24 protein-coding genes and 2 pseudogenes are annotated in these 23,121 nt (G+C 51.8%); 7 read left to right on the forward strand and 19 right to left on the reverse strand.

Annotation, left to right across the window (positions count from 1 at the left end; all coding sequences use genetic code 11):
* Window positions 1–47: 47 nt before the first annotated feature.
* On the reverse strand, window positions 48–1,415 hold the full coding sequence (locus LA360_RS07635) for an ABC transporter substrate-binding protein (RefSeq protein ID WP_057571592.1): 1,368 nt from the start codon (window positions 1,413–1,415) through the stop codon (window positions 48–50).
* Window positions 1,416–1,699: 284 nt separating this feature from the next.
* Between LA360_RS07635 and LA360_RS07640 the strand changes: the two genes are divergently transcribed.
* From LA360_RS07640 to LA360_RS07650, 3 genes are all read left to right on the forward strand, one after another.
* Window positions 1,700–2,452 (forward strand): response regulator transcription factor, encoded by a 753-nt coding sequence (locus LA360_RS07640; protein WP_022203296.1) that lies wholly within the window; start codon window positions 1,700–1,702, stop codon window positions 2,450–2,452.
* A 50-nt stretch (window positions 2,453–2,502) separates the two neighbouring features.
* The gene (locus tag LA360_RS07645; protein ID WP_022203297.1) at window positions 2,503–4,251 is read left to right on the forward strand and encodes a cache domain-containing sensor histidine kinase; all 1,749 of its coding nucleotides are present in this window, start codon (window positions 2,503–2,505) and stop codon (window positions 4,249–4,251) included.
* Between the two features lie 113 nt (window positions 4,252–4,364).
* Complete coding sequence (locus LA360_RS07650; RefSeq protein ID WP_022203298.1) at window positions 4,365–4,511, forward strand: hypothetical protein; 147 nt, start codon at window positions 4,365–4,367, stop codon at window positions 4,509–4,511.
* A gap of 2 nt (window positions 4,512–4,513) precedes the next feature.
* Here the strand turns inward: LA360_RS07650 and LA360_RS07655 are convergent, their stop codons facing one another.
* The gene (locus LA360_RS07655) at window positions 4,514–4,660 is read right to left on the reverse strand and encodes a hypothetical protein (RefSeq protein WP_160116321.1); all 147 of its coding nucleotides are present in this window, start codon (window positions 4,658–4,660) and stop codon (window positions 4,514–4,516) included.
* Between the two features lie 151 nt (window positions 4,661–4,811).
* On the opposite strand from LA360_RS07655, the gene sigG reads away from it, so the two are divergent.
* Window positions 4,812–5,588 (forward strand): RNA polymerase sporulation sigma factor SigG, encoded by a 777-nt coding sequence (gene sigG / locus LA360_RS07660; protein ID WP_002583895.1) that lies wholly within the window; start codon window positions 4,812–4,814, stop codon window positions 5,586–5,588.
* 84 nt (window positions 5,589–5,672) lie between these two features.
* Window positions 5,673–6,599 carry an NYN domain-containing protein gene (locus LA360_RS07665; protein ID WP_022203299.1) on the forward strand — a complete coding sequence of 309 codons (927 nt, stop codon included), beginning with the start codon at window positions 5,673–5,675 and terminating at the stop codon, window positions 6,597–6,599.
* A 102-nt stretch (window positions 6,600–6,701) separates the two neighbouring features.
* Here the strand turns inward: LA360_RS07665 and LA360_RS07670 are convergent, their stop codons facing one another.
* From LA360_RS07670 to LA360_RS07735, 14 genes and pseudogenes are all read right to left on the reverse strand, one after another.
* Window positions 6,702–6,959 (reverse strand): hypothetical protein, encoded by a 258-nt coding sequence (locus LA360_RS07670; RefSeq protein ID WP_022203300.1) that lies wholly within the window; start codon window positions 6,957–6,959, stop codon window positions 6,702–6,704.
* 57 nt (window positions 6,960–7,016) lie between these two features.
* Entirely contained in the window at window positions 7,017–7,757 is a 741-nt protein-coding gene (sigE, locus tag LA360_RS07675; protein WP_002583898.1) for an RNA polymerase sporulation sigma factor SigE, read from the reverse strand.
* Between the two features lie 39 nt (window positions 7,758–7,796).
* Window positions 7,797–8,633 carry a sigma-E processing peptidase SpoIIGA gene (locus tag LA360_RS07680; protein WP_057571590.1) on the reverse strand — a complete coding sequence of 279 codons (837 nt, stop codon included), beginning with the start codon at window positions 8,631–8,633 and terminating at the stop codon, window positions 7,797–7,799.
* A 242-nt stretch (window positions 8,634–8,875) separates the two neighbouring features.
* A pseudogene (locus tag LA360_RS07685) lies at window positions 8,876–9,647 on the reverse strand (D-2-hydroxyacid dehydrogenase).
* A 4-nt stretch (window positions 9,648–9,651) separates the two neighbouring features.
* Window positions 9,652–10,143: pseudogene (locus LA360_RS07690) on the reverse strand (sugar phosphate isomerase/epimerase); the annotation flags it as partial.
* A gap of 94 nt (window positions 10,144–10,237) precedes the next feature.
* Window positions 10,238–11,188, reverse strand: a complete 951-nt coding sequence (locus LA360_RS07695) for a transketolase family protein (RefSeq protein WP_022203305.1) — start codon at window positions 11,186–11,188, stop codon at window positions 10,238–10,240.
* Window positions 11,188–12,015, reverse strand: coding sequence for a transketolase (locus tag LA360_RS07700; RefSeq protein ID WP_022203306.1), 828 nt, complete (start codon window positions 12,013–12,015; stop codon window positions 11,188–11,190). Before LA360_RS07700 ends, LA360_RS07695 begins: the two co-directional genes overlap by 1 nt.
* A complete protein-coding gene (locus tag LA360_RS07705) occupies window positions 12,012–12,914 on the reverse strand; it encodes a sugar phosphate isomerase/epimerase family protein (protein WP_022203307.1) in 903 nt (300 codons plus the stop codon). Before LA360_RS07705 ends, LA360_RS07700 begins: the two co-directional genes overlap by 4 nt.
* Entirely contained in the window at window positions 12,914–14,437 is a 1,524-nt protein-coding gene (locus tag LA360_RS07710; RefSeq protein ID WP_002583905.1) for a xylulokinase, read from the reverse strand. Before LA360_RS07710 ends, LA360_RS07705 begins: the two co-directional genes overlap by 1 nt.
* Window positions 14,434–15,099, reverse strand: coding sequence for a class II aldolase/adducin family protein (locus tag LA360_RS07715; RefSeq protein ID WP_022203308.1), 666 nt, complete (start codon window positions 15,097–15,099; stop codon window positions 14,434–14,436). The genes LA360_RS07710 and LA360_RS07715 overlap by 4 nt, the downstream gene beginning before the upstream one ends.
* A gap of 10 nt (window positions 15,100–15,109) precedes the next feature.
* Window positions 15,110–16,399 carry a TRAP transporter large permease gene (locus LA360_RS07720; protein ID WP_022203309.1) on the reverse strand — a complete coding sequence of 430 codons (1,290 nt, stop codon included), beginning with the start codon at window positions 16,397–16,399 and terminating at the stop codon, window positions 15,110–15,112.
* The gene (locus LA360_RS07725; protein ID WP_022203310.1) at window positions 16,399–16,908 is read right to left on the reverse strand and encodes a TRAP transporter small permease; all 510 of its coding nucleotides are present in this window, start codon (window positions 16,906–16,908) and stop codon (window positions 16,399–16,401) included. Before LA360_RS07725 ends, LA360_RS07720 begins: the two co-directional genes overlap by 1 nt.
* Window positions 16,909–17,000: 92 nt before the next feature.
* Window positions 17,001–18,113, reverse strand: a complete 1,113-nt coding sequence (locus tag LA360_RS07730) for a DctP family TRAP transporter solute-binding subunit (RefSeq protein WP_089774579.1) — start codon at window positions 18,111–18,113, stop codon at window positions 17,001–17,003.
* Between the two features lie 38 nt (window positions 18,114–18,151).
* Complete coding sequence (locus tag LA360_RS07735) at window positions 18,152–18,346, reverse strand: hypothetical protein (RefSeq protein ID WP_002583910.1); 195 nt, start codon at window positions 18,344–18,346, stop codon at window positions 18,152–18,154.
* A 155-nt stretch (window positions 18,347–18,501) separates the two neighbouring features.
* Between LA360_RS07735 and LA360_RS07740 the strand changes: the two genes are divergently transcribed.
* Window positions 18,502–18,849 carry a helix-turn-helix domain-containing protein gene (locus tag LA360_RS07740; protein WP_089774586.1) on the forward strand — a complete coding sequence of 116 codons (348 nt, stop codon included), beginning with the start codon at window positions 18,502–18,504 and terminating at the stop codon, window positions 18,847–18,849.
* A 147-nt stretch (window positions 18,850–18,996) separates the two neighbouring features.
* Window positions 18,997–19,335 (forward strand): helix-turn-helix domain-containing protein, encoded by a 339-nt coding sequence (locus LA360_RS07745; RefSeq protein ID WP_002583912.1) that lies wholly within the window; start codon window positions 18,997–18,999, stop codon window positions 19,333–19,335.
* Window positions 19,336–19,481: 146 nt separating this feature from the next.
* Here LA360_RS07745 and ftsZ read toward each other — a convergent pair whose 3' ends face one another.
* From ftsZ to murA, 3 genes are all read right to left on the reverse strand, one after another.
* Entirely contained in the window at window positions 19,482–20,792 is a 1,311-nt protein-coding gene (gene ftsZ / locus LA360_RS07750; RefSeq protein WP_022203313.1) for a cell division protein FtsZ, read from the reverse strand.
* A 308-nt stretch (window positions 20,793–21,100) separates the two neighbouring features.
* A complete protein-coding gene (locus tag LA360_RS07755) occupies window positions 21,101–21,832 on the reverse strand; it encodes a cell division protein FtsQ/DivIB (protein WP_022203314.1) in 732 nt (243 codons plus the stop codon).
* An 8-nt stretch (window positions 21,833–21,840) separates the two neighbouring features.
* Window positions 21,841–23,121: a UDP-N-acetylglucosamine 1-carboxyvinyltransferase gene (gene murA / locus LA360_RS07760; RefSeq protein WP_022203315.1), complete on the reverse strand. Its 1,281-nt coding sequence runs from the start codon at window positions 23,119–23,121 to the stop codon at window positions 21,841–21,843.

A 23,121-nucleotide genomic window follows, 5' to 3' on the forward strand; every position in this document is an offset into this window, starting at 1 on the left:
TGTCCGGGCCGCCTGCCAATCTCTTTTATGTTTGATTCTGGAGCCTTCTAGTTCAGGCCGCTCAGATAGTCATTAATCAGTTCAATGGCATTGTCGGCCGCCTCTTCAGGGGTGCTCTGTCCATAGGCAATGCTTTCTATCATATCTTCCTGAATCGCATAAACCTCTGCGCTGGTGGTATATCCTTTATCGCTCCTGCCGTTAAGCCCTGCCGCTAAATCCACTGCATCCACCACGGTCTGGTTTAAGAGTCCCTTATCCGCACACAGCTGCCTTGCCGTGGATGTGGGAGGGATGCTTCTTACGTCCTTAAGTGTCTCCTGGGCCTCTGCGCTGTTATAGAAATAGTTCAGGAAATCCACTGCTTCCTCCACATGTTCAGAATTCTTATTCACAGTCATATACTGTGGCGTATCTGCAAAGAACCCGTCGTTGATCCGGTCTTTTGCCATCGGCATCTGCACAACGGTACACTCCGCTTCAGGAACAGCATCCATCAGCAGGTTGATGCTGGAGGAGGGGCCGTAGGCAAATACAAATTTTCCATCCATCCACTTTGGATTGGTGTGAATCTGCCCCTTGAAGGTAGCGCTGTCCTCTGCCGGTTCAAAGACGCCGCCGTCATAGCAGTCCTTGATGTATGTAAGCACTTCTACCAGCTGGTCCCTGGTAAAGCTCATCTTCTTTTCACTGTCAATGATAAAGGATTCTCCTGTCATCTGACGCAGATATGGCCTGAGCACGTACTCGCAGAGTATCTTGGTGTCAGTATTCATGTAGTAATAATCCGGATTCTCCGCGTGAAGCTTCTTTCCGTCCTCCAGCATGGAATCCCATGTAATCTGCTTTGTCAGATCCACATTGCAGGTCTCAGCCGCGTTTTTGTTGGCCACTGCAGCCAGACATGACATACCGGTAGGCAGGGCCAAAAGCTTTCCGTCAAAGGTGCCGAACTGGCTGATAAATGTCTCGTCAAAGCCGGAGGTGTCAAATGTATCCTTGTACTCATAGAAATCCACGAAAAAATCTCCTCTGGACACAAAATCCGGCAGGGAGTCCACGTTCTGCTGAAGAATGTCAGGAGCCGTGCCGTTGGCCAGCATGGTGGATACCTTGTCAATATATCCCTGGTCAGAGTTCATCTCCGCCTCGATCCGCACCTCGGGATGAAGCTTCTGATACTGGTCAATAACAGCCAGGGTTGCCTCATTCCTCTCATCTCCGCCCCACCACATGAAGCGGAGCGTAATCTGGTCGCCTGATGCGGCCGGCGCGCTGCTGCCTGCCCCACTGTCCTTTCCGGCTTCAGCCTGGGATGTGGATGAAGGAGCCGGTTCATTGGTGCATCCCGCCAATACGGTGGAAGCCATAATACCAGCCATTAAAAGGCCTGTGATTTGTTTTGCTTTTCTCATTACTAATTACCTCCCTTTTACATTTTCCTGTTGTTCTTTTGCTGCATCATTGTTTCTGTCCTGTTTTTCAACTGTCCCTATTGTACAGTACTTTTGCCATCTTGTTAAGAAACCGTACTTACGAAAATGGTATCTTTCCTTAATCAAAATTCCGGGGAAAGTATCATTTTTTACAATATTTATTCATTATTGGGAATCCTTTGTCCCGGATCCAGTTTTCAGATGATTTTTCTCTCTCTTTTATATATAATAAAAGCAGGATTTTTTAAGAAAGGGGCCCACCTATGTACCAAGTAATCATTGCAGACGATGAAGCCAAGATACGGAGCGGACTGGCCAATCTCTTTCCATGGAACCAGCTGGGTTTTGAGATTACCGGCTCATTTTCCAACGGCAGAGATGCCTATGACTTTGCCCTGTCAACCCCTGTGGACCTGATTCTCTCCGACATCCGCATGCCCCTCATGGACGGACTGGAGCTCTCGGAACGTCTGCTGTCCCAAAAAAAGGTAAAAATCATATTTTTCAGCGGTTTCCAGGATTTTGAGTATGTGCGGAAAGCCCTGCGCAACGGCGTCTTTGATTATCTGCTAAAACCAGTTAAATATGAGGACCTGGCAGACTGTCTGACCCGGGTAAAGGAGCTGCTGGACAGCGAAAAGGGCCGGGACATGCCGGATATCTGTGAAAGCTTGAGCTACTATGAAAAAATCATCACCACGGTAAAAAACTATCTGGACACTGACTACCAGGACGCCACCCTGGAACAGGCTGCCAGGCTGGTGTCCTTAAGCCCTAATTACCTGTCCAAAATCATGAAGGAGCACTCGGATACCAGCTTCTCCGATTATCTGTTAAAGACCCGGATGGTAAACGCAGCCCGGATGCTAAGGGATATCGGCTGCAAGCAATATGAAATTGCCTACCGGGTAGGCTATGACAATCCCAAGAATTTCTCCAGGGCATTCCACCAGTATTTCAACATGACGCCCACGCAGTACCGTAATTGCGGCAGCCGTCCGGAATCACACCCGTGACGCGGCCCGGCTTCCCCCACCCGGAAAAATGCCAAAAGGAACTGAAAACCATGAGAAAACGTAATTTTATAAAAAGCTTTTTATATTATTCAGCCATCATATCCATTCCCATCCTCACCGTATTCCTGGTATTCCTGGCCTTTGTCTTTCAGGGAAAACAGAGCGAAATCCGTGAGGATGCCGAGACAGCGGCCCAGGCTGTGAGGGATAACTACTCCCTGGTCCTGGACAGCGCCGCCACCCAGTACGATATCCTGGCCCGGAACCCCAGGCTGTCCATCTCCTTGCGGGGATTTATCTCCCATAAGCAGATTGGCTACCTGGACGTAATCCTGACCAACACCATCCTGTCCAACTTTAATTCACTGACCAACAACGCTCCCTATATTGCCTCTGTGTACTATTACCTGGATGGCTATGATTCCATTCTCACCTCTGACACCGGAGGGACCACACGGCTGTCCCGGTTTTCAGACCTGAGCTGGAAGGATTCCTATGACCACTCTGACCAGGACGAATGGCTGGAACGAAGGGAAATGCACCAGTACTCCTACACACAGCCCGTCCCGGTCCTTACCTACTTTAAGAAGCTGAGCATGTTTAAGGGCGTGGTCATGGTCAACATATATGAGGAACAGTTAAAACAGCTCATCAATACAAGTTCCCAGCTGGACCGGTTCTTTATCCTGGACGGGGGCGGCAATTTCCTGCTCCAGGGAGGCGCTCAAACCGCCCAGCTGTCCCTGGAGGACAAGGAGCTGCTGGTCAGCCGTCTTGAGCAGTCGCCGGACGACGCCTGCCGCGGGTGGGCGGACTTAAGCCGCGGAAAATACTATGTGAGAATCATCCCGGCTGACTGCGGGACTTATATCGCGGCCTGCATCAGCCACTCCAACTACTATCAGGCCCTTTACACCCTGCTCCTGCAGTTTTTAATGGTCCTGGCTGCGGTGATTTCGACCTCTCTTTGGATTGCTTATACCATCACCAAAAAGAATTATCAGCAGATTGATTATTTCGTTGAAGTGTTCTCGGATGCAGAGCGGGGCGTATTTAACCCGGAAAAGCCCGCGTTCATCAAGGATGAATACGATATAATCCTCAATAACATTGTCCAGCTCTTTCTGAACCAGACCTTCCTGCGCAGCCAGCTGGCCCTGCGGGAGCAGGAACAGAAGGTGGCTGAAATGACGGCTCTGCAGCTGCAGATTAATCCCCATTTTCTGTTCAATACCCTGCAGACCCTGGATTTCAAGGCCATGGAATATACCCATAAGCCCACCGCGGTAAACCAGATGATTGAGGCGCTGTCCGATATCCTTAAATATTCCCTCCAGAATCCCCACTCCATGGTAACCTTAAAGGATGAAATCGATTATCTGAAAAAATATGACAGCATTCAGCGGTACCGCTATGAGGACAAGTATATCCTCTACTATGAATACGAAATGGAACTAGAGAGTGTTCCCATCATGCGCCTGATTCTCCAGCCCCTGATTGAAAACAGCCTGTACCACGGCATCAAGCCCCTGAACGGCTCAGGCTTCATCAAGCTGCGCATTGTTAAAAGAGGCGGACAACTGATTCTTTCCGTCATTGACTCAGGAGTGGGAATGAAAAAAACAGATATCAGAAAATTGTATGAAAAGATAGCCAATCCGGGCAGCGAGAATATCGGGCTTACCAATGTAAACAGCCGCCTAATCATGCGCTACGGGGAAGGAGCCGGACTTAAGATACTCAGCAAGAAGGGAATGGGCACCTGCATCTCATTTTGCATACCGGGAGAAGGCTTGTAGTGTTGTGTCCGGCGTAAATATGAGGATACGCACCAGACCTTCAAATCACCAGTCATATTTCAGGACATGCTGAATAAAATATAATATCACCCTTGAAAGGAGAATTTACATATATGACGATCTATCCAATCTGTGCCGCCATGATGAAATACAGGATATTCCAGACCCTGGCGGAAGCCTATTACAGATACCGAGTGAAAAAGCCATGCTTCATCATGCAGCAGAATGACCGGTGGACCCTTGTGACCATGGATAGATGACCTCATATGGCCCGCATGGGATATACCTCATATACGGCACCCTTGGTACCGAAAAATACCTTTGCAAACTCAGCGATCCTGCCATTGGTAAAGCCTAGATCATCTGCTGTTATCTCATGGCCGCTGTCAGCAAAAATGCCAGAATCCACACAAACCAGAAAAAAATGGAAATCTTTTTCTCCCTCCAAACCGTATAAAACATCTGGAATCCGTACATCATTTCGTTATAGCAGATTCATCCAGTACAGCCCTGTATTTTTCCAATTCAGGGCGTATGGCATTATAACGGAGGTAAGGATTATGTCGGGCTACAAAGTTGAGATATGCGGAGTCAATACCGCCAAACTGCCTTTACTGAGCAATGAAGAGAAAGAGGAACTGTTTCAAAAAATACTGGACGGTGACATGGAGGCCAGGGAGCAGTACATCAAAGGGAACCTGCGCCTGGTACTCAGCGTAATCCAGCGCTTTTCAAACAGCCAAGAAAACATCGACGACCTGTTCCAGATTGGATGCATCGGCCTAATCAAGGCCATCGACAACTTTGACATCACTCAGAATGTCAAATTTTCCACTTATGCAGTGCCTATGATACTGGGAGAAGTGCGCAGATATCTGAGGGACAATAATTCCATCCGGGTCAGCCGTTCCCTGAGGGATACTGCCTATAAGGCCCTCTATGCCAGAGAGCAGCTTACCAGAACCAATTCCAAGGAACCCACTCTCATGGAGATCGCGCAGGAAATAGGTGTTTCAAAGGAAGACATCACCTATGCGCTGGACGCCATACAGACCCCTGTCAGCCTGTATGAGCCTGTTTATACGGACGGCGGGGACCCTCTTTTTGTGATGGACCAAATTAGTGATAAAAAGAATCTGGAGGAAAACTGGGTGGAGGATTTATCTCTGGTGGAGGCCATGAAACGGCTGCCGGAGCGGGAGCGCCATATCATCGACATGCGTTTCTTTGAGGGGAAAACCCAGACCGAGGTTGCCCAGGAAATCCATATCAGCCAGGCTCAGGTGAGCCGCCTTGAAAAAAATGCGCTGAAAAGTATGAAATCCTATTTAAGCTGACCCTTGAAGCCTTTCAGCAGATGTGTTAAACTATTCATGTTAGTGCTTGTTTGAAACATATGCCAACAGAAAGTGAACATATCTATGGAACAAAATGAACGCAGATTTGCAGTATTGATTGATGCAGACAATGTCTCCCCCAAGTATATCAAGTACATTTTGGATGAAGTGTCGGATGTGGGAATCGCCACCTACAAGCGCATTTACGGCGATTGGACAGATAACGAAAAGCGCAGCTGGAAAAATGTGCTTTTAGACTGGTCCGTAAATCCCATCCAGCAGTACAGCTACACCGCAGGAAAGAACGCCACCGATTCGGCCATGATTATCGATGCAATGGACATCCTCTACTCCGGTAATGTGGATGGGTTCTGCCTGGTATCCAGCGATTCGGACTTTACCAAGCTGGCCCAGCGCCTGAGGGAGGCCGGGATGTTTGTCATGGGAATCGGGGAGCAGAAAACCCCAAAACCCTTTCGTGCAGCCTGCGATACGTTTAAATTGCTGGAGATCATATCCTCTGACGATACGCCGGAGACATCGGTCATCGAGAACCAGAAGACCATTACCAACATTGATGAAATCCAGAAAGCCATCACTAAGCTCCTCATTGAAAATAACAGCCAGAACCAGCCGATCATCCTTGCAAAGGTGGGAAACTTCCTTACAAAGCGCTTTTCAGACTTTGATGTCAGAAACTACGGCTACTCCAAGCTCTCCACCTTTTTGGAGAGCCTGAACAACAACGACTTCCAGGTGGTCAAGCTCCACGGCGGTTATTTTGTCCAGGAAAAGAGCGCCAGCATCTCTAAGACTGAGATTGAAAAGGAAATCATCCGCATCATCAAGGGATATAATGGTCATGTGGATAATCTGAGCATCATACACGATGAGCTGAAAAAGGCATACCCTTCCTTTGATGTGAAGCAGTATGGTTTCAGCCGCATCTCCAGCTTTATCCGCAGCTTCGGAACATTCCGCATCAAGGATAACATGGTTCAGCTCAAATAACGCAGACAACGCCCGGAAAGGGACATCCAGCCTGTGGATGAAGCCCTTTCCGGGCGTATCTATTTGCCAATCTCCTTTTGACGGTATTGCTCTGTCTATGTTTTACCTGTGATACGGCTCCCACGCTCCCTGGGCATTGACCCAGTACCCGCCTGGAGTATACGCCTCTTTTACCATGGCTCCATCTGTTCCCAGATAATACCACTTTCCTCCGTCCACCAGCCATCCGTCTGACTTATAGGCGCCGTTTCTCATCCTGTATTTCCACTGCCCATCTTCCTGAACCCAGCCGGCGGACAGGCTGCCTTCCTCATCCGGCTCTGTCCATATGGCCTCCGCCTTTTCTTTGGTCAGGTCCATATATTTAAGTATGTCCTCAGGAAACTCCTGCTCTTTTCCGTAACATTCAAACCATGCTTATTCAAATCTGACAATTTCCTTTTTAAGCCGTTTCATAATTTTCTTTTCCAGTCTGGATATATAGGACTGAGAGATTCCCAGCAGATCGGCCACTTCCTTCTGGGTCATTTCCTCCCCGTCCTCGTTTGTAAGGCCGTACCGCAGCTCCACGATTTTACGTTCCCTGGGATTTAAACGGCTGATGGCGTTGCTGAGCAGGCTTTTTTCTATCTCATCCTCAATATCGTGATAAATCACATCCTCATCCGTTCCAAGAATATCCGACAACAGGAGTTCATTTCCATCCCAATCCACATTCAGAGGCTCATCTATGGACACTTCCAGACGCGTCTTATTATTCCGCCTGAGATACATGAGAATCTCATTCTCAATGCATCTGGAAGCATAGGTGGCCAGCTTGATGTTCTTATCCGGCTTAAAGGTATTGATGGCTTTGATGAGGCCGATGGTGCCGATGGAAATTAAATCCTCTACCCCAACGCTGGTGTTGTCGAATTTCTTCGCTATGTAGACTACCAGCCTCAGGTTGTGCTCAATCAGGGCAGCCCTTGCCTCCTTGTCATCCTCGCCTCCCAAAAGTCCTATCATCCGGCTCTCCTCCTCCGATTCCAGAGGAGCAGGCAGTATATCAGCGCCTCCTATATAATGCACCTCCCCCTGCTTGGGCATCAGTACGGTCCTGAAGCTGGGGATGGTCTTTAACTGGAAACGGTTTGGTATGGATACTTTTATAATCATGGAAATGTCCTCCTGTACGTTGTGTGTTATTCAAGTTCCTTAGTCGCTTTTCTGTATCAGGATTTGATACTCCCCTGAGGGAGAAAGCTCCTGCTTCGTAATGGCAATGAGAGGCTTCTCAAGGCTGTACCTGCCGCCCTCCTGTTCTATCTCCATCCGGTCAATGAACACGGCCGGCAGAATTCCGCTGGTGGTTCCCACGGACTGGTACGGCACATAGACCACACCCTTTACCGTCGGACACAGCTGCTTCATAAGACCGGCTGCCGCCACATGGACCGGCTGGCTGCTCACAGGCTCCCTCAGCCGGTTGCCCGTGTCTATAAGCCCTGTGACTGTCTCTTTCTTTTCGCCGTAAATCATGGTAACCCTGCATAAATCCTTCCTGTGGGCCATGGTACGGATTAATTCCTTAATCCCCCCTGAAAATCCATAGCAAGCCGCGGCTGCCCCTGCAATCATTAAAATCCAGACAACGGCGGGAATCCTTCTTCCATGTCCGGCCTCCACCAAAAGCCACGCGTAATACCCTGCCCTGGTGTGCTCATAGAGCACCAGCATCACGCCTCCCAGAACCACGGATACAAGGTAAATGCCCGCCACGGATTTAATTACCTCTTTAGGGCTTTTCAAATGATAAGCGGCTACGGCCATCAGGCTGCTCACCGCAACATACGTCCCCAATATCTCCACTGCGGCCGGAATACCGGGTGCCAGGCTCACCACACAGGACCATATACCGCCGATGACGGCTCCGGTCAGAATACGCCGCTTTGTGGTCCTGTATAATAAAACCCTGTTTAAGATGGTCAGAACCATCATGTCCATAATGGTATTGACCGCGAATACCACATCTATGTATACTGTATAAACCACTCAGTCCGGCCTCACCTCCCCAGCAAACTTTCTGAAAGCCATTATAGCTGTTTCAAAGCGCGGATGTTGTCGAAATAACCGTGAACAGGTACAATATTTATCGACAAAATTCGAGTCCCATACTGAATATGGCGTTTTTTCCAAAAAAGCCGGAAAGCCGCCGCCACACCCGTATCAGGTATGACGGCAGCTTTCCGGCTGCCCCGTTTCTGTTCGATTGTCTTGTTTTTAAATGGCCTGCCTCATGGTTTATTCACCACATGCTGAGGCGTGCCTGCCATAAACTGTACCAGGTTTTCCACCGCAATATCCATCAGTCTCTGTCTGGACTCCCTGGGCGCCCAGGCAATGTGGGGTGTAATCAGTATATTTTTCGCCCCTAAAAGAGGATTATCCTCCTGTATGGGCTCTGTCGAAACCACATCCACGGCAGCGCCTCCTATCTTACCGCTGTCAAGCCCTTCCCTCAGATCGGCTTCCTCCACCAGCTTCCCTCTGGAAGTGTTGATAATCAGGACCCCTTTCTTCATCTTCGCAATGGTTTGACGATTGATAATTTTCTCTGTTTCAGGGAACAGCGGACAGTGAAGGCTGATCACATCTGAACAAGCCAGCAGCTCTTCCAGGTCCACGTACCGGCAGCTGTCTGTCTCCAGGTCTTTATCCTGATACCGGTCATAGGCCAGCACTTTCATGCCCAGAGCTTCTGCGATAACAGCGGTGCGCCTTCCGATGCGCCCGAATCCGATGATTCCCATGGTCTTTCCCGCAAGCTCTGTCAGAGGATACTTCCAGAAACACCAGTCTTTACAGCGAGTCCATTCTCCGGCCTTTACACAGTCAGCATGGAAGCCCGCGTGATGGCACAGCTCCAGCAGCAGGGCAATGGCGTACTGGGCCACTGCATCCGTGCCGTAGGAAGGAATGTTGGACACCGCGACCCCGGCTTCCCCGGCCCTTCCAGCTCAGATCCCCGGGATTTTCCGTATATCCGTCCAATACAACAATCTTCATATCATCAGTCCTCCACCAATGCCCATGCCCGGTTAATCACGCGCTTCGTATTAGCCAGTATGATTTCCCCGTCCTCGTCCCCCCAGGGTTTGACCTCCAGGGACAGCACATAAGGCTCTTTTTCATAAAAAAAGCCTTCCTCCTTCAGCACCCGGAAGAATTCCGCCAGCTGCTCCGTGTCATTGGCGCTCTCCGGGAATCCGAATCTGGGATGCTGATCCCCGTAGGCCTCGCAGCCCTCCTTAACCACTGCGTTTCCTATGTGGAAATGTGTGATATAGGGACGCAGGGTCCGCACCACGCGGCGGGATGTCTCATAGGTGGTGGGAAAATGGGACAGATCCGCCATCAGGCCAAAGTTATGATGGGTCATTCCCATATCAGCCGCAAACCGGGCCGCCAGGGACACCGGCCCAATCAGCGCCGCCTTATCCATATCATAGTCAAATACCTCCAGCTCCACCATCATGCCCTTTTGGGCGGCATGGCTGCACACACCGGATAGCTGACCGGCGGGTGGGTCATCCACTGAATGGTGCCCACCTGGAAATATTTCTGGATTGGTTCTTTCATTCTCTTATTCCTCCTGTTCACGTCTCATTGTCCTGCCTGCGCCCCATCACGGCCCTGCATCTTAACGCAATGGATTCCGGGCCGTATCCGTACTTTTCCATCAGTTGGCCGTAATCCCCGGACTCGGCAAAATCCACTGCTCCGACCCGTTCCATGGGGACCGGACAGCGCTCTGCCAGCACCTCTGCCACCGCGCTGCCCAGGCCGCCGTATATGCTGTGTTCCTCCACTGTCACGATGGCTCCTGTCTGTTCTGCGCATTCCAGAATCAGATTTTGGTCAATGGGCTTTACCGTATGCATGTCCACCACCGCTGCCCGGACGCCCTCTGCCTCCAGGATAGCGGCTGCCTGGATTGCATTGTGCAGAAGGGTTCCCGTGGTGATTATGGCCACGTCGGATCCCTCCCTGACACGGATGCCCTTCCCAATCTCAAACCTCATATCGTCCCCGTAAAATACAGGGGCCGGAGCGCGGCTCAGACGCAGGTAAACCGGCCCCTGATGCTCTGCAATGGCAAACACAGCCTTTCTTGTCTCCGGCCCGTCTGCCGTGGAAATGACCGTCATGTTGGGGATGGATCTCACAAATGCCATATCTGTTATGGCCTGGTGGCTGGCCCCGTCATAGGAATCAGACAGGCCGCAGTAAGCGCCGCACAGCTTTACGTTCAGCTTGTCATAGGCAATGAGACTCTGAATAGGGTCCGCCCCCCTTGCGGTCAGGAACACGGCAAAGGTATTTACAAAGGGAATGAAACCGGTTCTGGCAAGTCCGGCTGCCATGGACACCATATTCAGCTCGCTGATTCCCACATTAAAATACCGCTCAGGAAACGCATTCCCAAATATACCGCCTTTCGTGGAGGAAGCCACATCAGCCTCCAGTCCCACGATCCTTAAATCCTGTTCTCCTAATTCCTTCAGCGCTGCTCCGTAGGCATCGCGGACTGCTGTCATTTCTCCCATTACCTTTCACCTCCCAGCTCAGCTTTTGCCTGTGCGTAGTCCTGGTCTCCAATGGCCTTTCCATGCCAGATATTCCTGCCCTCCATGAAAGAGACGCCCTTTCCCTTTACTGTCTTTGCCAGTATCAGGGAAGGTTTGTCCGCCGTCATCTTGGCCTCCTCCACGGCCCTGCATATATCCTCCACATCATGGCCATCGCAGGGAATCACATTCCATCCGAACGCTTCCCATTTGGCCCTTATATCGCCCATGGGCATGATGTCCTCCAGGGTGCCGTCCAACTGTACCCCGTTGTTATCCAGAATGCCTATCAGATGGTCCGCCTTGAATTTGGACGCCGACATGGCTGCCTCCCATATGCATCCTTCCTGTATTTCCCCGTCCCCCATAATTACATATGTATAGGAATCATAGCCCTTAAGCCTGGCTCCCAGCGCCATTCCCAGCCCCGCGGACAATCCCAGGCCCAGCGGGCCGGTGGAAAGCTCCACCCCGGGTGTCTTATGCACGCAGGGATGGCCCTGGAGCATACTCCCCGTTTGGCGCAGGTTCTTCAATTCAGCCAGAGGAAAGAATCCTTTGTGGGCCAGTACAAGATAAAGCATGGGAGCCCCATGACCCTTTGACAGAATCAGATGGTCCCGGTCCTCCTTTTCCGGATTCATGGGGTCCACATCCATCAGCTCATAGTAAAGCGCTGTCAATATCTCCGTGCAGGACAGGGAACCCCCGGGATGTCCTGTCTGGATACTGTACAGCAGATCAATCAGCTTGCTGCGGAATACAAGGCACAGCTTTTGAAGTGTTTCCTTTCGTTCCTCTCTCATATCTGTATCCCCTCCTTGCGGCTTTTGCCGCTGTCATCCCTGCTCCGGCTTATTTGACCGCAATGTGTGCTTCTGCCGTAAACCCTGTCTGCAATGGGTCTCAGATACCGGATGGATTCCCTGGCGGCTTCCTCCATCGACGGGAGCTGGAATATCTCGGTGCAGTAATTGCCGTCATAACCGCACTCCTTAAAGACCGTCAGAATTTTCTCAAAATCCAGACCGCATTGTCCCGGATAACGCCGGTTATTGTCAGCCAGATGCACATGGATGTTGTAACTGCTGTATGCGCGGATGGCCTCATACAAATCCTTTTCCTCCAGATTCAAGTGGAAAATATCCATCATGAGCCGAAAATTGGGTCTTCCCACCCGGTCCACCATGGCCGCTCCCTCTGCCAGGGTATTGACGAAGTTGGTCTGCATGATGGTCACTGTCTCCAGGGCAATGTCCACCTTTTTAGGGGCCGCATAGTCAGCCAGCTCAGCAAACGCACTCTGAGCCAGTCCGCTCGTTTCCTCCCTGTCCAGTTCCCCGCAGTACTGTCCCCGTATCCTCCCTATATTTACATTGGCCCCCAGGTAACCGGCAAAATCAATGATATCCCTTGTCCTCTCCACGGCCTCCCTGCGCACGGACCGGCTGGGATGGGTATAGCTTAAGCCCAACTGTCCGAAAATCTCGCCTGTGCACACCAGCACCACGGACAGGTTGTTTTCCTCTGCTGTTTCCTTCACTTCCCCCCAGTCCAGCTTTCCCGGATTCAGGGTCATCAGCTCTACCCCGTCGTATCCAAGGGCGCCCAGGTCCCCAAAGGTTTTTGCCAGAGGCCCCTGGTATGCTGTCACCGAATCCGCTATGGCCACGTCGGGCGTGGCCGCCTGATAACATAATTTCATCACTCTCCTCCTCCCGCAAATACAGGCTTTAACGCCTGGTACAGTTCCCGGTAAACCCGGTACTGTCTGTCATATACAGAAGCCCGGACATCATCGGGCCAAAACACCTCGCCCTCCGCCGCCAGCACCTTTCCAAAGTCCGGCGCAATCTCCTGGATTCCCATTGCCTGGGCAGCGATGATGATATCTCCCAGGGTCTCTGTCTCATTGGACCGGAGCCGGGCCACAGGCACCCCCAGCACATCGGCAAATATCCGGCACCACAGAGGGCTGTTGGCCGCGCCGCCTCCAAGGGGTATGATATCCGGCCTGGCAGCCCGGTCCAGGACCACCTCCAGGCAGTGGCGCTGTGAAAATGCCACCCCCTCCAGGACAGCCCTTATGAATGACGGGTAATCCGTCTCCAGCCCTGCTCCATAGAACACGCCTCTGGCCTGTGTATCCCAGACAGGGCTCTGCTCCCCTGCCAGATAGGGAAGCCATATGAGGCCTCCCGCCCCTGCCGGGGCAGCGGCCGCCAGGCGATCCAGATATGGGTATATACCGCACCCGGCTGCCCGTGCTTCCCGGGCAGCCTCTCTTCCGAATGTATCCCTGAACCAGCGCAGGGACACACAGGCATTGTTGGTGGACTGGACAATGATATACTGTCCGTCATAAGCTCCGCATATGTTCAGCAGCCTGGGGTCCTCCATAGGCCGCGCCCCAATGCTGCACAGCCTTCCGCTGCTTCCTATGGTCAGGGAGAAATCTCCCTCCGCCACGGCGCCTGCCCCTATGGTGGCCGCTACCGTGTCAATGGTTCCGCCTGTAACCGGCGTTCCTGCCGCCAGGCCTGTCATCAAGGCCGCCCATTCCGTCACCGTTCCCACGATTTCAGTGGAGCCGCAGGGCCTCGGCAGCAGCCTGGGCGGCAGTCCTGACTGTTTTGCGATCTCCGTATCCCATTGGCCGGTGCGGATATTCCCCATAAGAGTCAGGCTCATGCGCGGCCGGTTCATGGTAAACTCCCCTGTCAGCTTTTGAATCACATAGCCGCAGGGCACCATCAGTTTATACGCGCCCTTAATCAAATCCGCCTGGTTCTCGACCAGCCACCGCAGGGCCGGAAGGCAGAAGGAGCCGTTGGCAATGCGGTTTGCTGCCACACCGCGGATACGCTCCTCCCCGATATTCTCCTTCAGCCATTCCACCTGGTGACCGCTTCTCTGGTCGTGGAGACTGATGGCATTGCACACAGGCTGTCCCTGCCGGTCCACCAGGACCACTGCGTTGGTGCTGCTGGTTCCCACCGCCGCAATCCTGTTTTTATCTATGTTCTGGCTTTTAAATATGGTCTGCAGGTTACAGCACACCGTATCCCACCACCGGGAAGGGTCCTGTTCGGTCCATCCCGGCCGCGGATGGATCATGGGATATTCCCGGTAGGCAGAAGCCACCCGTATCCCGCGAAAATCATATACCGAGCATTTTGTTCCGGTGGTGCCAATGTCTATCCCTAATAATAGGTCCTTATCCCTCATACCTTTCCTCCGGCCTGAAACAGTGCCTCTGTCTGCTCTTCGTCAAGGGGAATTCCCTGTTCCCCCAAAAGTATGGCAAGATGCGCATTCTCCTCGATCTCCTCCGCGGCGGCCAGCACTGCCTCCGGGCTTTTGCCCGCAGCCACCATGCCGTGATTTGCCAGCAGAAGGCTGTCCCGCCTGCATATCACCCCGGAGACAGCCTCAGCCAGTTCCCTGCTTCCCGGACGGTAATAGGGAACCACGGGAATCCTTCCCACACGCATGGCGTATCCCGGAGTGTAGGCAGGCATCCCCATGGCCGGACCTCTGTCCTCCTGCCTGCGGCAGGCCACGGCAATGGAATAGGGGGAATGCAGATGAAACAGACACAGTATGTCGGGACGGCTCCTGTAGCACGCCAGATGCATCCCGGCCTCCTTGGACGGCCGCCGGCCCCCGTAATCCGGCCCGCCTGCGGGCGGCACAAAACCATCCGCCTCAAGCATAATCATGTCCTCCGCCGTCAGGTCCCCCAGGCAGCTTCCACTTGGAGATATATACACCTGTCCCTGAATCCGTATGCTCACATTGCCGCCGCTTCCTGCGGCAAATCCTTTCATGTACGCCCTGCGGGCAGCTTTTGCCACGCGTTCCAGCATGTCCTTTTTATCCATATCCATATGGTTCTCCTTACTTTAAGACAGCCGGCAGAAGCTCCGTGATTTCCGGCACCGCAAAGGTGAGAAGGGCGCAGGCCGTCACTGTCAGAATGACCCACAGGGTATCCGGAAACGCCTCGTCATACTTTACATTCAGCACCCGGCAGGCCGTAAACAGGTTCACAGAAAGAGGCGGGGTCAGGGAGCCTACCATCAGTGCCATCAGCATGGAAACCCCATAGTGGACCACTCCCATTCCAAGTGTCTGGGCGATGGGCAGAAGAATGGGCGTCACCAGAATGATGATGCACATGGTCTCCATAAAGGTCCCCAACAGCAAAAGAAGCAGGAATATGAATGCCATGATTAAAAACTTGCTGGATGTAATGGACAGCAGCCAGTTGGCAAACAGGGCAGGCACATTCTGTATGGACATAATCCATCCGAAAGGCGTGGCAACCGAGATAATCAGCATGATGACGCCTGTGGTGACAACGCTTTCCGCCGCCACCTTATAGAACTCCCGCAGCGTCAGCTCCCGGTACACGAACACTGCCAGAATGAAGGAATAGATTACAGCCACCACCGATGCCTCTGTGGCGGTGCAGATACCTGAAAATACACCTCCCAGCACGAAAATAGGCATTAAAAGAGGAAGCAGGGCATCACCTGTAATCTTGAGCCTCTCCTTTGCCGTATAATCTGTTTTCTCAACACTCTCCTTGTTTCCCCTTTTGACGGCGAAAAAGGTATTGAGTCCGATAAGGGCAATGATACAGATAAATCCCGGCACAAAACCGGCCAGGAACATATCTCCCACCGACGCCCCGGAGGAGGACGCATAAACCACCATTACAATGCTTGGCGGAATGATGCAGGCCATGGTTCCTCCGGCCGCAATCAGTCCCACGGTCAGCCCCCTTGGATATTTCTGCTCCAGCATCTCAGGACCTATGATCTTGCCGATAGCCGCGGCGCTTGCCACGCCGGACCCTGAGACAGCGCCGAAGAATCCGCAGGCCGCAAGCGCCGTGGCCCCCAGTCCGCCCGGCATTTTCCGCAGCATCATGTTGGCAAATTTCATAAGGCGGGGCGTACTGCCGTATACCATCAGGGAACCGGCAAAGATAAACATGGGCATTGCCATCATATTAAAGGATTTGGCGCCGCTGGCCATGCGCTGGACAACAATGTCCAGAGGCGGGTAACCATTGACGGTCAGCAGTGCCATACAACTGATTCCGATGGAAAAAGCCACGGGCAATCCAATCAGCAGACAGATTCCCAACACAACAAACAAAACAATCAATCCAGTATTCATTATCGGCTCAGCTCCTCCTCCACATAATCCATGTTTCTTCCCCGGAACTTCTCCACATCAATCCAGAGACGCAGCAAATAAAAAACAATCATCAGCACACATCCGCTCAGTACACCTACATAGTTGACGGCAAGCGGTATCTTCATGGCCGCGGAAAGGGCGTGGAGATTGGTGCCCACCAGTTTTACAGCATAGCGGCAGATTACCAGGAGAAACGCAACGCAGATACAGTCATCCAGGATTTCAAAACCGCGGTACACAGGTCCGGGAAGCTTGCGGATAAAGAAGTCGATTCGCGTGTTGCTGTTATTGACGGTGGCCATGGCTGCGCCGAAATATGTAATGTAGATCATAGCCATGCCGGCCAGCTCCTCCACCCATGTAAAGGATGTACCAAACACATACCGGTTCACCACCTGTATTCCTATGATGATGGTCAGGGTACACACCGTGATACAGCTTAAGATGCGCAGAAGGAATTTTACCTTGTCCGTTATTTTCAGAACCATTTCTTACCCTCCTTTTTCATATTATTCTGCGGCAAACGATTCTATGGCGGATCCAGGGCATGGACGGGTCCATACCCCGGTACCGCAGATATCTATTTATTAAAGGAAGTGGCAAGGTCTATCCAATACTGTCCGTCCTTGTACTGGGAAGCAAACTCCTCCCAGATGCCCGACATGGCCTCCTGGAACGCATCCTTATCCACCTCATTGATTTCCATACCTGCCTCTTTTAGTAATTCCAGGTATTTGGACTCATCATTTTCCCGCAGGTCCGCTTCCCTTGCATGGTCAGCCTCTTCAAACAGTATGATCTGGTATTCTTCCGGAAGGGTTTCAAACCATGCTGTGTTGACTGCCAGAGGAGCAGCATCATACATATGGCCGGTCAGGGACAGATAAGTCTGCACATCCTGGAGGGATGAGGTGTAGATGTTTGCCAGAGGATTCTCCTGGCCGTCAATGGTCTTGTTCTGAAGGCCTGTATACACATCGGAAAATGCCATGATGACAGCCGAGCCTCCCACGGCCTCATACATCTTGACCTTCATGCTGTTTTCATTGGTGCGGAACTTGATGCCCGCAATATCTCCGGGAGCCAGGATAGGCCTGGTGTTGTTGGTCATGTGGCGGTAACCGGATTCCCATACAGACAGGATGGTCACGCCTGTTGGCTCCAGGAGCTTTTCGCAGAACTGCTGTCCGAACTCACCGGCCCAGGCATCCCTGGCATTGTCCAGGGATGTGAACAGGAACGGCAGAAGGGCCACGTTCACCTCCGAATTATAGGGCTCCCAGTTGGCTGCGCCCATCTGCATCATTCCCTCTACCGTACCGGACGTGACCTGTTCCAAAAGGTCGGCCTCGCCGCCCAGGGCAGAGTCCGTGTAGATGTTTACAGCCAGATCGCCTCCGGTCCTCTCCTCCACCGCCTTCTTAAAGCTCTGGAGGGCAACACTGGAGGGGTTGGTGGAGCTCATGGCAGATCCGATATTCAGCGTATAGGCGGCCTTGCCCGCCTGCGCGCCCTGGTCCTGCGCGCCCCTGCCGGCATCCGTGTCTTTGTTTTCCGTCCTGGAATCCTCTGCCTCCCCCTGGTCCGAGGCCGGGGCAGCCGATGTAGCCGGGGCGGAAGAACCGCCTGAGCAGGCCGTAAGCCCCCATGTCATGGTCAGTGCCAGAAACAGTGATATAAGTCTTTTTTTCATACGTTTATCTCTCCTTTTTCATTATATAGTTTTATAATTCATGCAGAATGCTTGTCCGGCGGCATGCGCGGCTGGTCCGCGGCATTCTGCCGCATCATACAGTTTCGCGTAAACACCATTCCCCTGGCAAGTATAAGCAGCAGGTTCTGGCTTTCCACCGGAAGCTCCTTTGCGTTGTCAATGATTTCCTTTAATACCCTATTTTGCCGTTCTTCTTCCTTTTGCATTGTCAATGTTATCCCTCCTTTCTTTTTGCTCTATTAATGAATTATAGCAGATAAGGAATTCACTGTCAATGAAACGTGCTATATTTTTTCTGTACCCGCACCGCCAAAAAATCATTGACAATGAATTTTGCTCATTGTATACTGATTGCGGGGGTGATAAAATGAATACATTGGGAGAACGACTCAACTATGCGCGGAAACAAAAGGGATATACCCAGGATTCCCTTGCCCAGACCATCGGCGTATCCAGAGGAGTCATCTTCAACCTGGAAAAAAACAAGACAGAACCGCAGGCCATTGTCATCAATGCAGTCTGCCAGGTACTGAAAATTAATAAAGAATGGCTCACCGACGGCACAGGAGACATGGAAGCCGGAAATCAGGCCTTCCAAAGCGCAAAGCTGCTGAAAGAGCTCTGTGACATAGCCAAGGAGCTGTCGGAGGATGAGCAGCTGTTTCTTCTGGACACAGTCAAATCGCTGAAACTGCGTCTGGGCAAGCGGCAGTAGGCTGCCTGTCTTTGGCGTATTGTTATCTATATTGTCGAATCGCAAACATATAATTATAATATCAGCGAATTGCCACTGTGTCAATGAATTTTATCAAAAAATTGGCAATTCGCCAACCAAAAATAGGCCCTGAAATGAGGTGTGATAATGGGATTTTCCGAACAACTGAAAATAGCCAGAAATACAATGGGATACACGCAGCAGCAGGTTGCGGACGCCTTAGGCCTTACAGCCAGCACCTACTGCGGATACGAAACAGGCAAACGCCAGCCGGATGTGGCGAAGCTGAAGCAGCTGGCCCGGATTCTGAACACCACAGGCAGCTTTCTTCTGGAGACAGAGCCCGTCCGTGACACATGTCAGGCAGGCCAGGAGACTTGTCATGAGTTTATGGCCTCCTATGGGAAGCTCAGCGAACGTTCAAAAAAGACAGTGGATGATTTGGTGGCCCTGCTGCTGGATTTACAGGAAAAGAGCGGAGAATAGCTAAGAAATGAATCTATAATGAATGTTGGAACGTACTTTAACAGATATCGTCCCGGCATTCTTTTTTATTGGTGCCAACCTGCCTATAACCGAAAAAACCGGCTGTCTCACGACAGCCGGAACAAATATCCAAATATGGTTAAAGCCTATCTTTTATTCTTCAGGAAATCCGGAATGTTGATCTGCATCTCCTTATTAGTGGCCGGTCTGAAAGGCTGGCTTGGCGCAGTCGCGGAATTCGGGTTGGAATTCTGACTGCCGCCGGCATATCCCTGGTTGGGGTTATACTTAGGCGCCGCGTATCCCTGGCCGCCTCCGGCCGGATTATAGCCGTGGGTCGTATATCCCTGGGATGCCGGTCTGCTGGTGTAAGGCGCGGACGCGGTTGCCGCTGCCTCAGGTGCTGCCGCATGTGCCTGCTGTCCGGCCGGAGCTCCTGCTGCCGGTACCTTTGTCTTAAAACTGGTAAAGCCGGTCATGGCCTTTGCCACGGAAGCATTGGCTCCATGCTCGTCCAAACCAGTGGCAATGACAGTGATGGTGGCCTCATCCTGAGCGTTCTCATCAAACATGGCGCCAAAAATAATATTTGCTTCATCGCCGGCCAGCTCCTGAACATAGCTGGCAGCCTCATTGGCCTCGATCAGGCTGATATCGCCGGAAATATTGATGATGACATGGCTTGCGCCTTCAATGGTAGTTTCTAACAGAGGACTGGATACTGCCTGCTTAACCGCCTCAATGGCCTTATCGTCGCCCTTGGCCTTGCCGATACCGATATGCGCGATGCCCTTGTCAATCATGACAGTCTGGACATCAGCAAAATCCAGGTTAATCAGACCTGGAACATTAATCAAATCCGTAATACCCTGAACCGCCTGCTGAAGCACCTCATCGGCTTTCTTAAGGGCATCCGGCATGGTGGTACGCCTGTCCACAATCTCAAGAAGCCTGTCATTGGGAATCACAATCAGGGTATCCACACTGTTCTTCAGCTGCTCGATACCGGACAGGGCATTGCTCATACGTGTCTTGGCCTCAAAACGGAAGGGCTTTGTCACCACGCCTACGGTAAGAATCCCCATATCCTTTGCAATCTTAGCAACCACAGGAGCTGCTCCGGTTCCGGTTCCGCCGCCCATACCGCAGGTAACGAACACCATATCAGCGCCCTTTAATGCCTGTGAAATCTCTTCTGAACTCTCCTCAGCAGCCTTCTCTCCCACCTCAGGCCTGGCGCCTGCTCCCAGTCCCTTGGTCAGCTTCTCTCCAATCTGCATGGCAGTGGGGGCTTTACAAAACTGAAGGGCCTGTTTATCAGTGTTAATGCCAATAAACTCCACCCCTGCAATGTTTTCGTCAATCATGCGGTTAACTGCATTGTTTCCTGCGCCGCCCACGCCTACGACTATAATCCTGGCGGCATTCTCTGACTCATTTATCTTAATCTCTAACAAGATCCATATCCTCCTTTTATTCCCTTACTACCATTTCAAGCCATGCTTTCATTCTATCATCAATATCAATTTCTCATCGATTTCTGGTCTAACTAATACTATATTTGATTTCACAAAAAATATCAACACCTTTTTTTACATTTCCTAATATTTTTAGAAACATTCATGGACATTGTACCAAATTCCGGCTTACTTTACAACACCTGATTCATGCCACTATTTTCTAAGACATAAATAAATGCCTAAGAAAGGAAAACGTTAACCGGAAAGAGCTTATTTTTTGACTTTCTTCCTTAATTAATAGCAAATCACTTCTTTTTAAATGTAATCCCCGCCCCGCTGTTGGACTCCGAATAGTTGTCCAGTTTCATGGTCCCGCTGATTTGGGTAAGCTGGGGCTGGGCCTTGAGGATATCGTTGAGCGTGGATATCTTTCCGTCAATATCCGTGTGATCTCCCATGGTAACCTCCATCTTTCCGATGAACAGGGTGGCCTGTCCGTGGGAATCATACTGGATGCGGTCCACGGCAATATCATAGACTGACAGCTGCTGTGTCAGGTTCAGTATCTCCTCAAAAATGTTCTTATCATCCACCGGAAGGGGGCGGTGCAGTATAATTCTGCCGAATTCCATGCCTGTAATCCACGGAACGCCGGGCAGCTGGCTTCCCGAACTTTCCACCACAATGCCGTCCTTGTCAAAATACATGAAGCTGCTCATGTAGGACACGTATCCCACAATACTCTTCTCATATATGATCACCTCCACGTTAAACGGATTGTGGAATACAATTTTATAATCCTCCACAAAAGGAATCTGGATGTGGGGGCGGAACCTGTCCGAAAAATAAGCGTGGGCCGAATTTTTCCCCCACCTGCCGGTGAACAGAAGGTCTTCCACCTGTTTGGCGGAATACCTGTCGCTTCCAGTCACCGTCACATTCTGAATCTGTACAGACAAAAGCAGGATTGCCAGAAGCAGCACCACTGCCACGGCAATACCTGCCCCTATGTGATGTTTACTACCATAATTTCTCATACAGTACCTCACCTGGTAAAATCATTCTCCACCCAGCGGATATGGGCGCCCAAAGCTGCCATATCCCTGCATATGTCCTCGTACCCCCGCTCAATGTGATGGCATTCCCCGATGAATGTGTCCCCCTCCGCAGCCAGGGCCGCCACCATCAGGGCTGCCCCGCCTCTTAAGTCACAGGCATTGACGGCAGCTCCCTTCAGGGGATAATGCCCCTCAATCACGGCTCTCTGGTTCTCCGTGCGTATGACAGCACCCATCTGCTCCAGGATTTTTGCCGTTGCAAATCTTCCCTCAAAGACCTGCTCCTCTATATAACTGGTTCCCAGGGCAGTGGCCAGAAATGCCATAAAGGGCGACTGCAAATCCGTGGGAAATCCGGGATATGGCTCTGTTTTAATAAGAAGGGGAAGGGGACGTTTCCTCATACATATCCGAATCTGGCAGTTTTCTTCATCAGCATCCACCGCTGCGCCGGCCTTTTGAAATTCCTCCAAAGGCACCTTAAGATCAGACGGGCAAATGCCCCGTAAAAGGACCTCTCCTCCAGCCGCCACTGCGGCGGCTCCATAGGTGCCGGCCACAATCCTGTCTCCCTCCACCCGGAAGCTGCTGTCATGAAGCCCGGCCACTCCCTGCACCATCAGATGGTCTGTTCCCATGCCGCAGATAACAGCCCCCATATTATTGAGGAAGCGGCACAGCTGGCTGATTTCCGGTTCCCTGGCAGCCTGGCGGATGATGGTCACCCCCTCTGCCAGGACAGAAGCCAGTATGGCCTGTTCCGTGGCCCCCACGCTTGGATAGGACAGGTGGATTTCCGCGCCCTTAAGGCCGCCTTTCCTCCTGCAGCTGGCCTCTATGGTCCCGTCCCGTTCCCTGATATCGGCTCCCAGGGCCCTCAGCGCCATCAGATGCAGGTCAATGGGCCTGGCCCCTATGAGACATCCGCCCGGATAACAGCTGCTGCCCTCTCCCATACGTCCTAACAGGGCGCTCAGCACCACGATGGAGGAACGCATGGCAGTGACGTACTCTTCGGGGATGGATGTCCCCGTGACGCCGCGGGCATCCATCACAAGGCAGTCCCCCTTGCGGCAGCACCGGCAGCCCAGGCTTTCCAGTATGTCCAGCATACAGGTCACATCCCGTATGACCGGGACATTGGTCAGCACCGTAACCCCTCTGTGAAGTAAAGCCGCAGCCATCATGGGCAGTACGGCGTTTTTAGAACCTTGTATGGATATCTCTCCCTTTAAGGGAGTAAGACCACAAACCTGAATGACAGACAA

Source organism: Enterocloster clostridioformis (assembly GCF_020297485.1).
Taxonomy (GTDB): Bacteria; Bacillota; Clostridia; order Lachnospirales; family Lachnospiraceae; genus Enterocloster; species Enterocloster clostridioformis.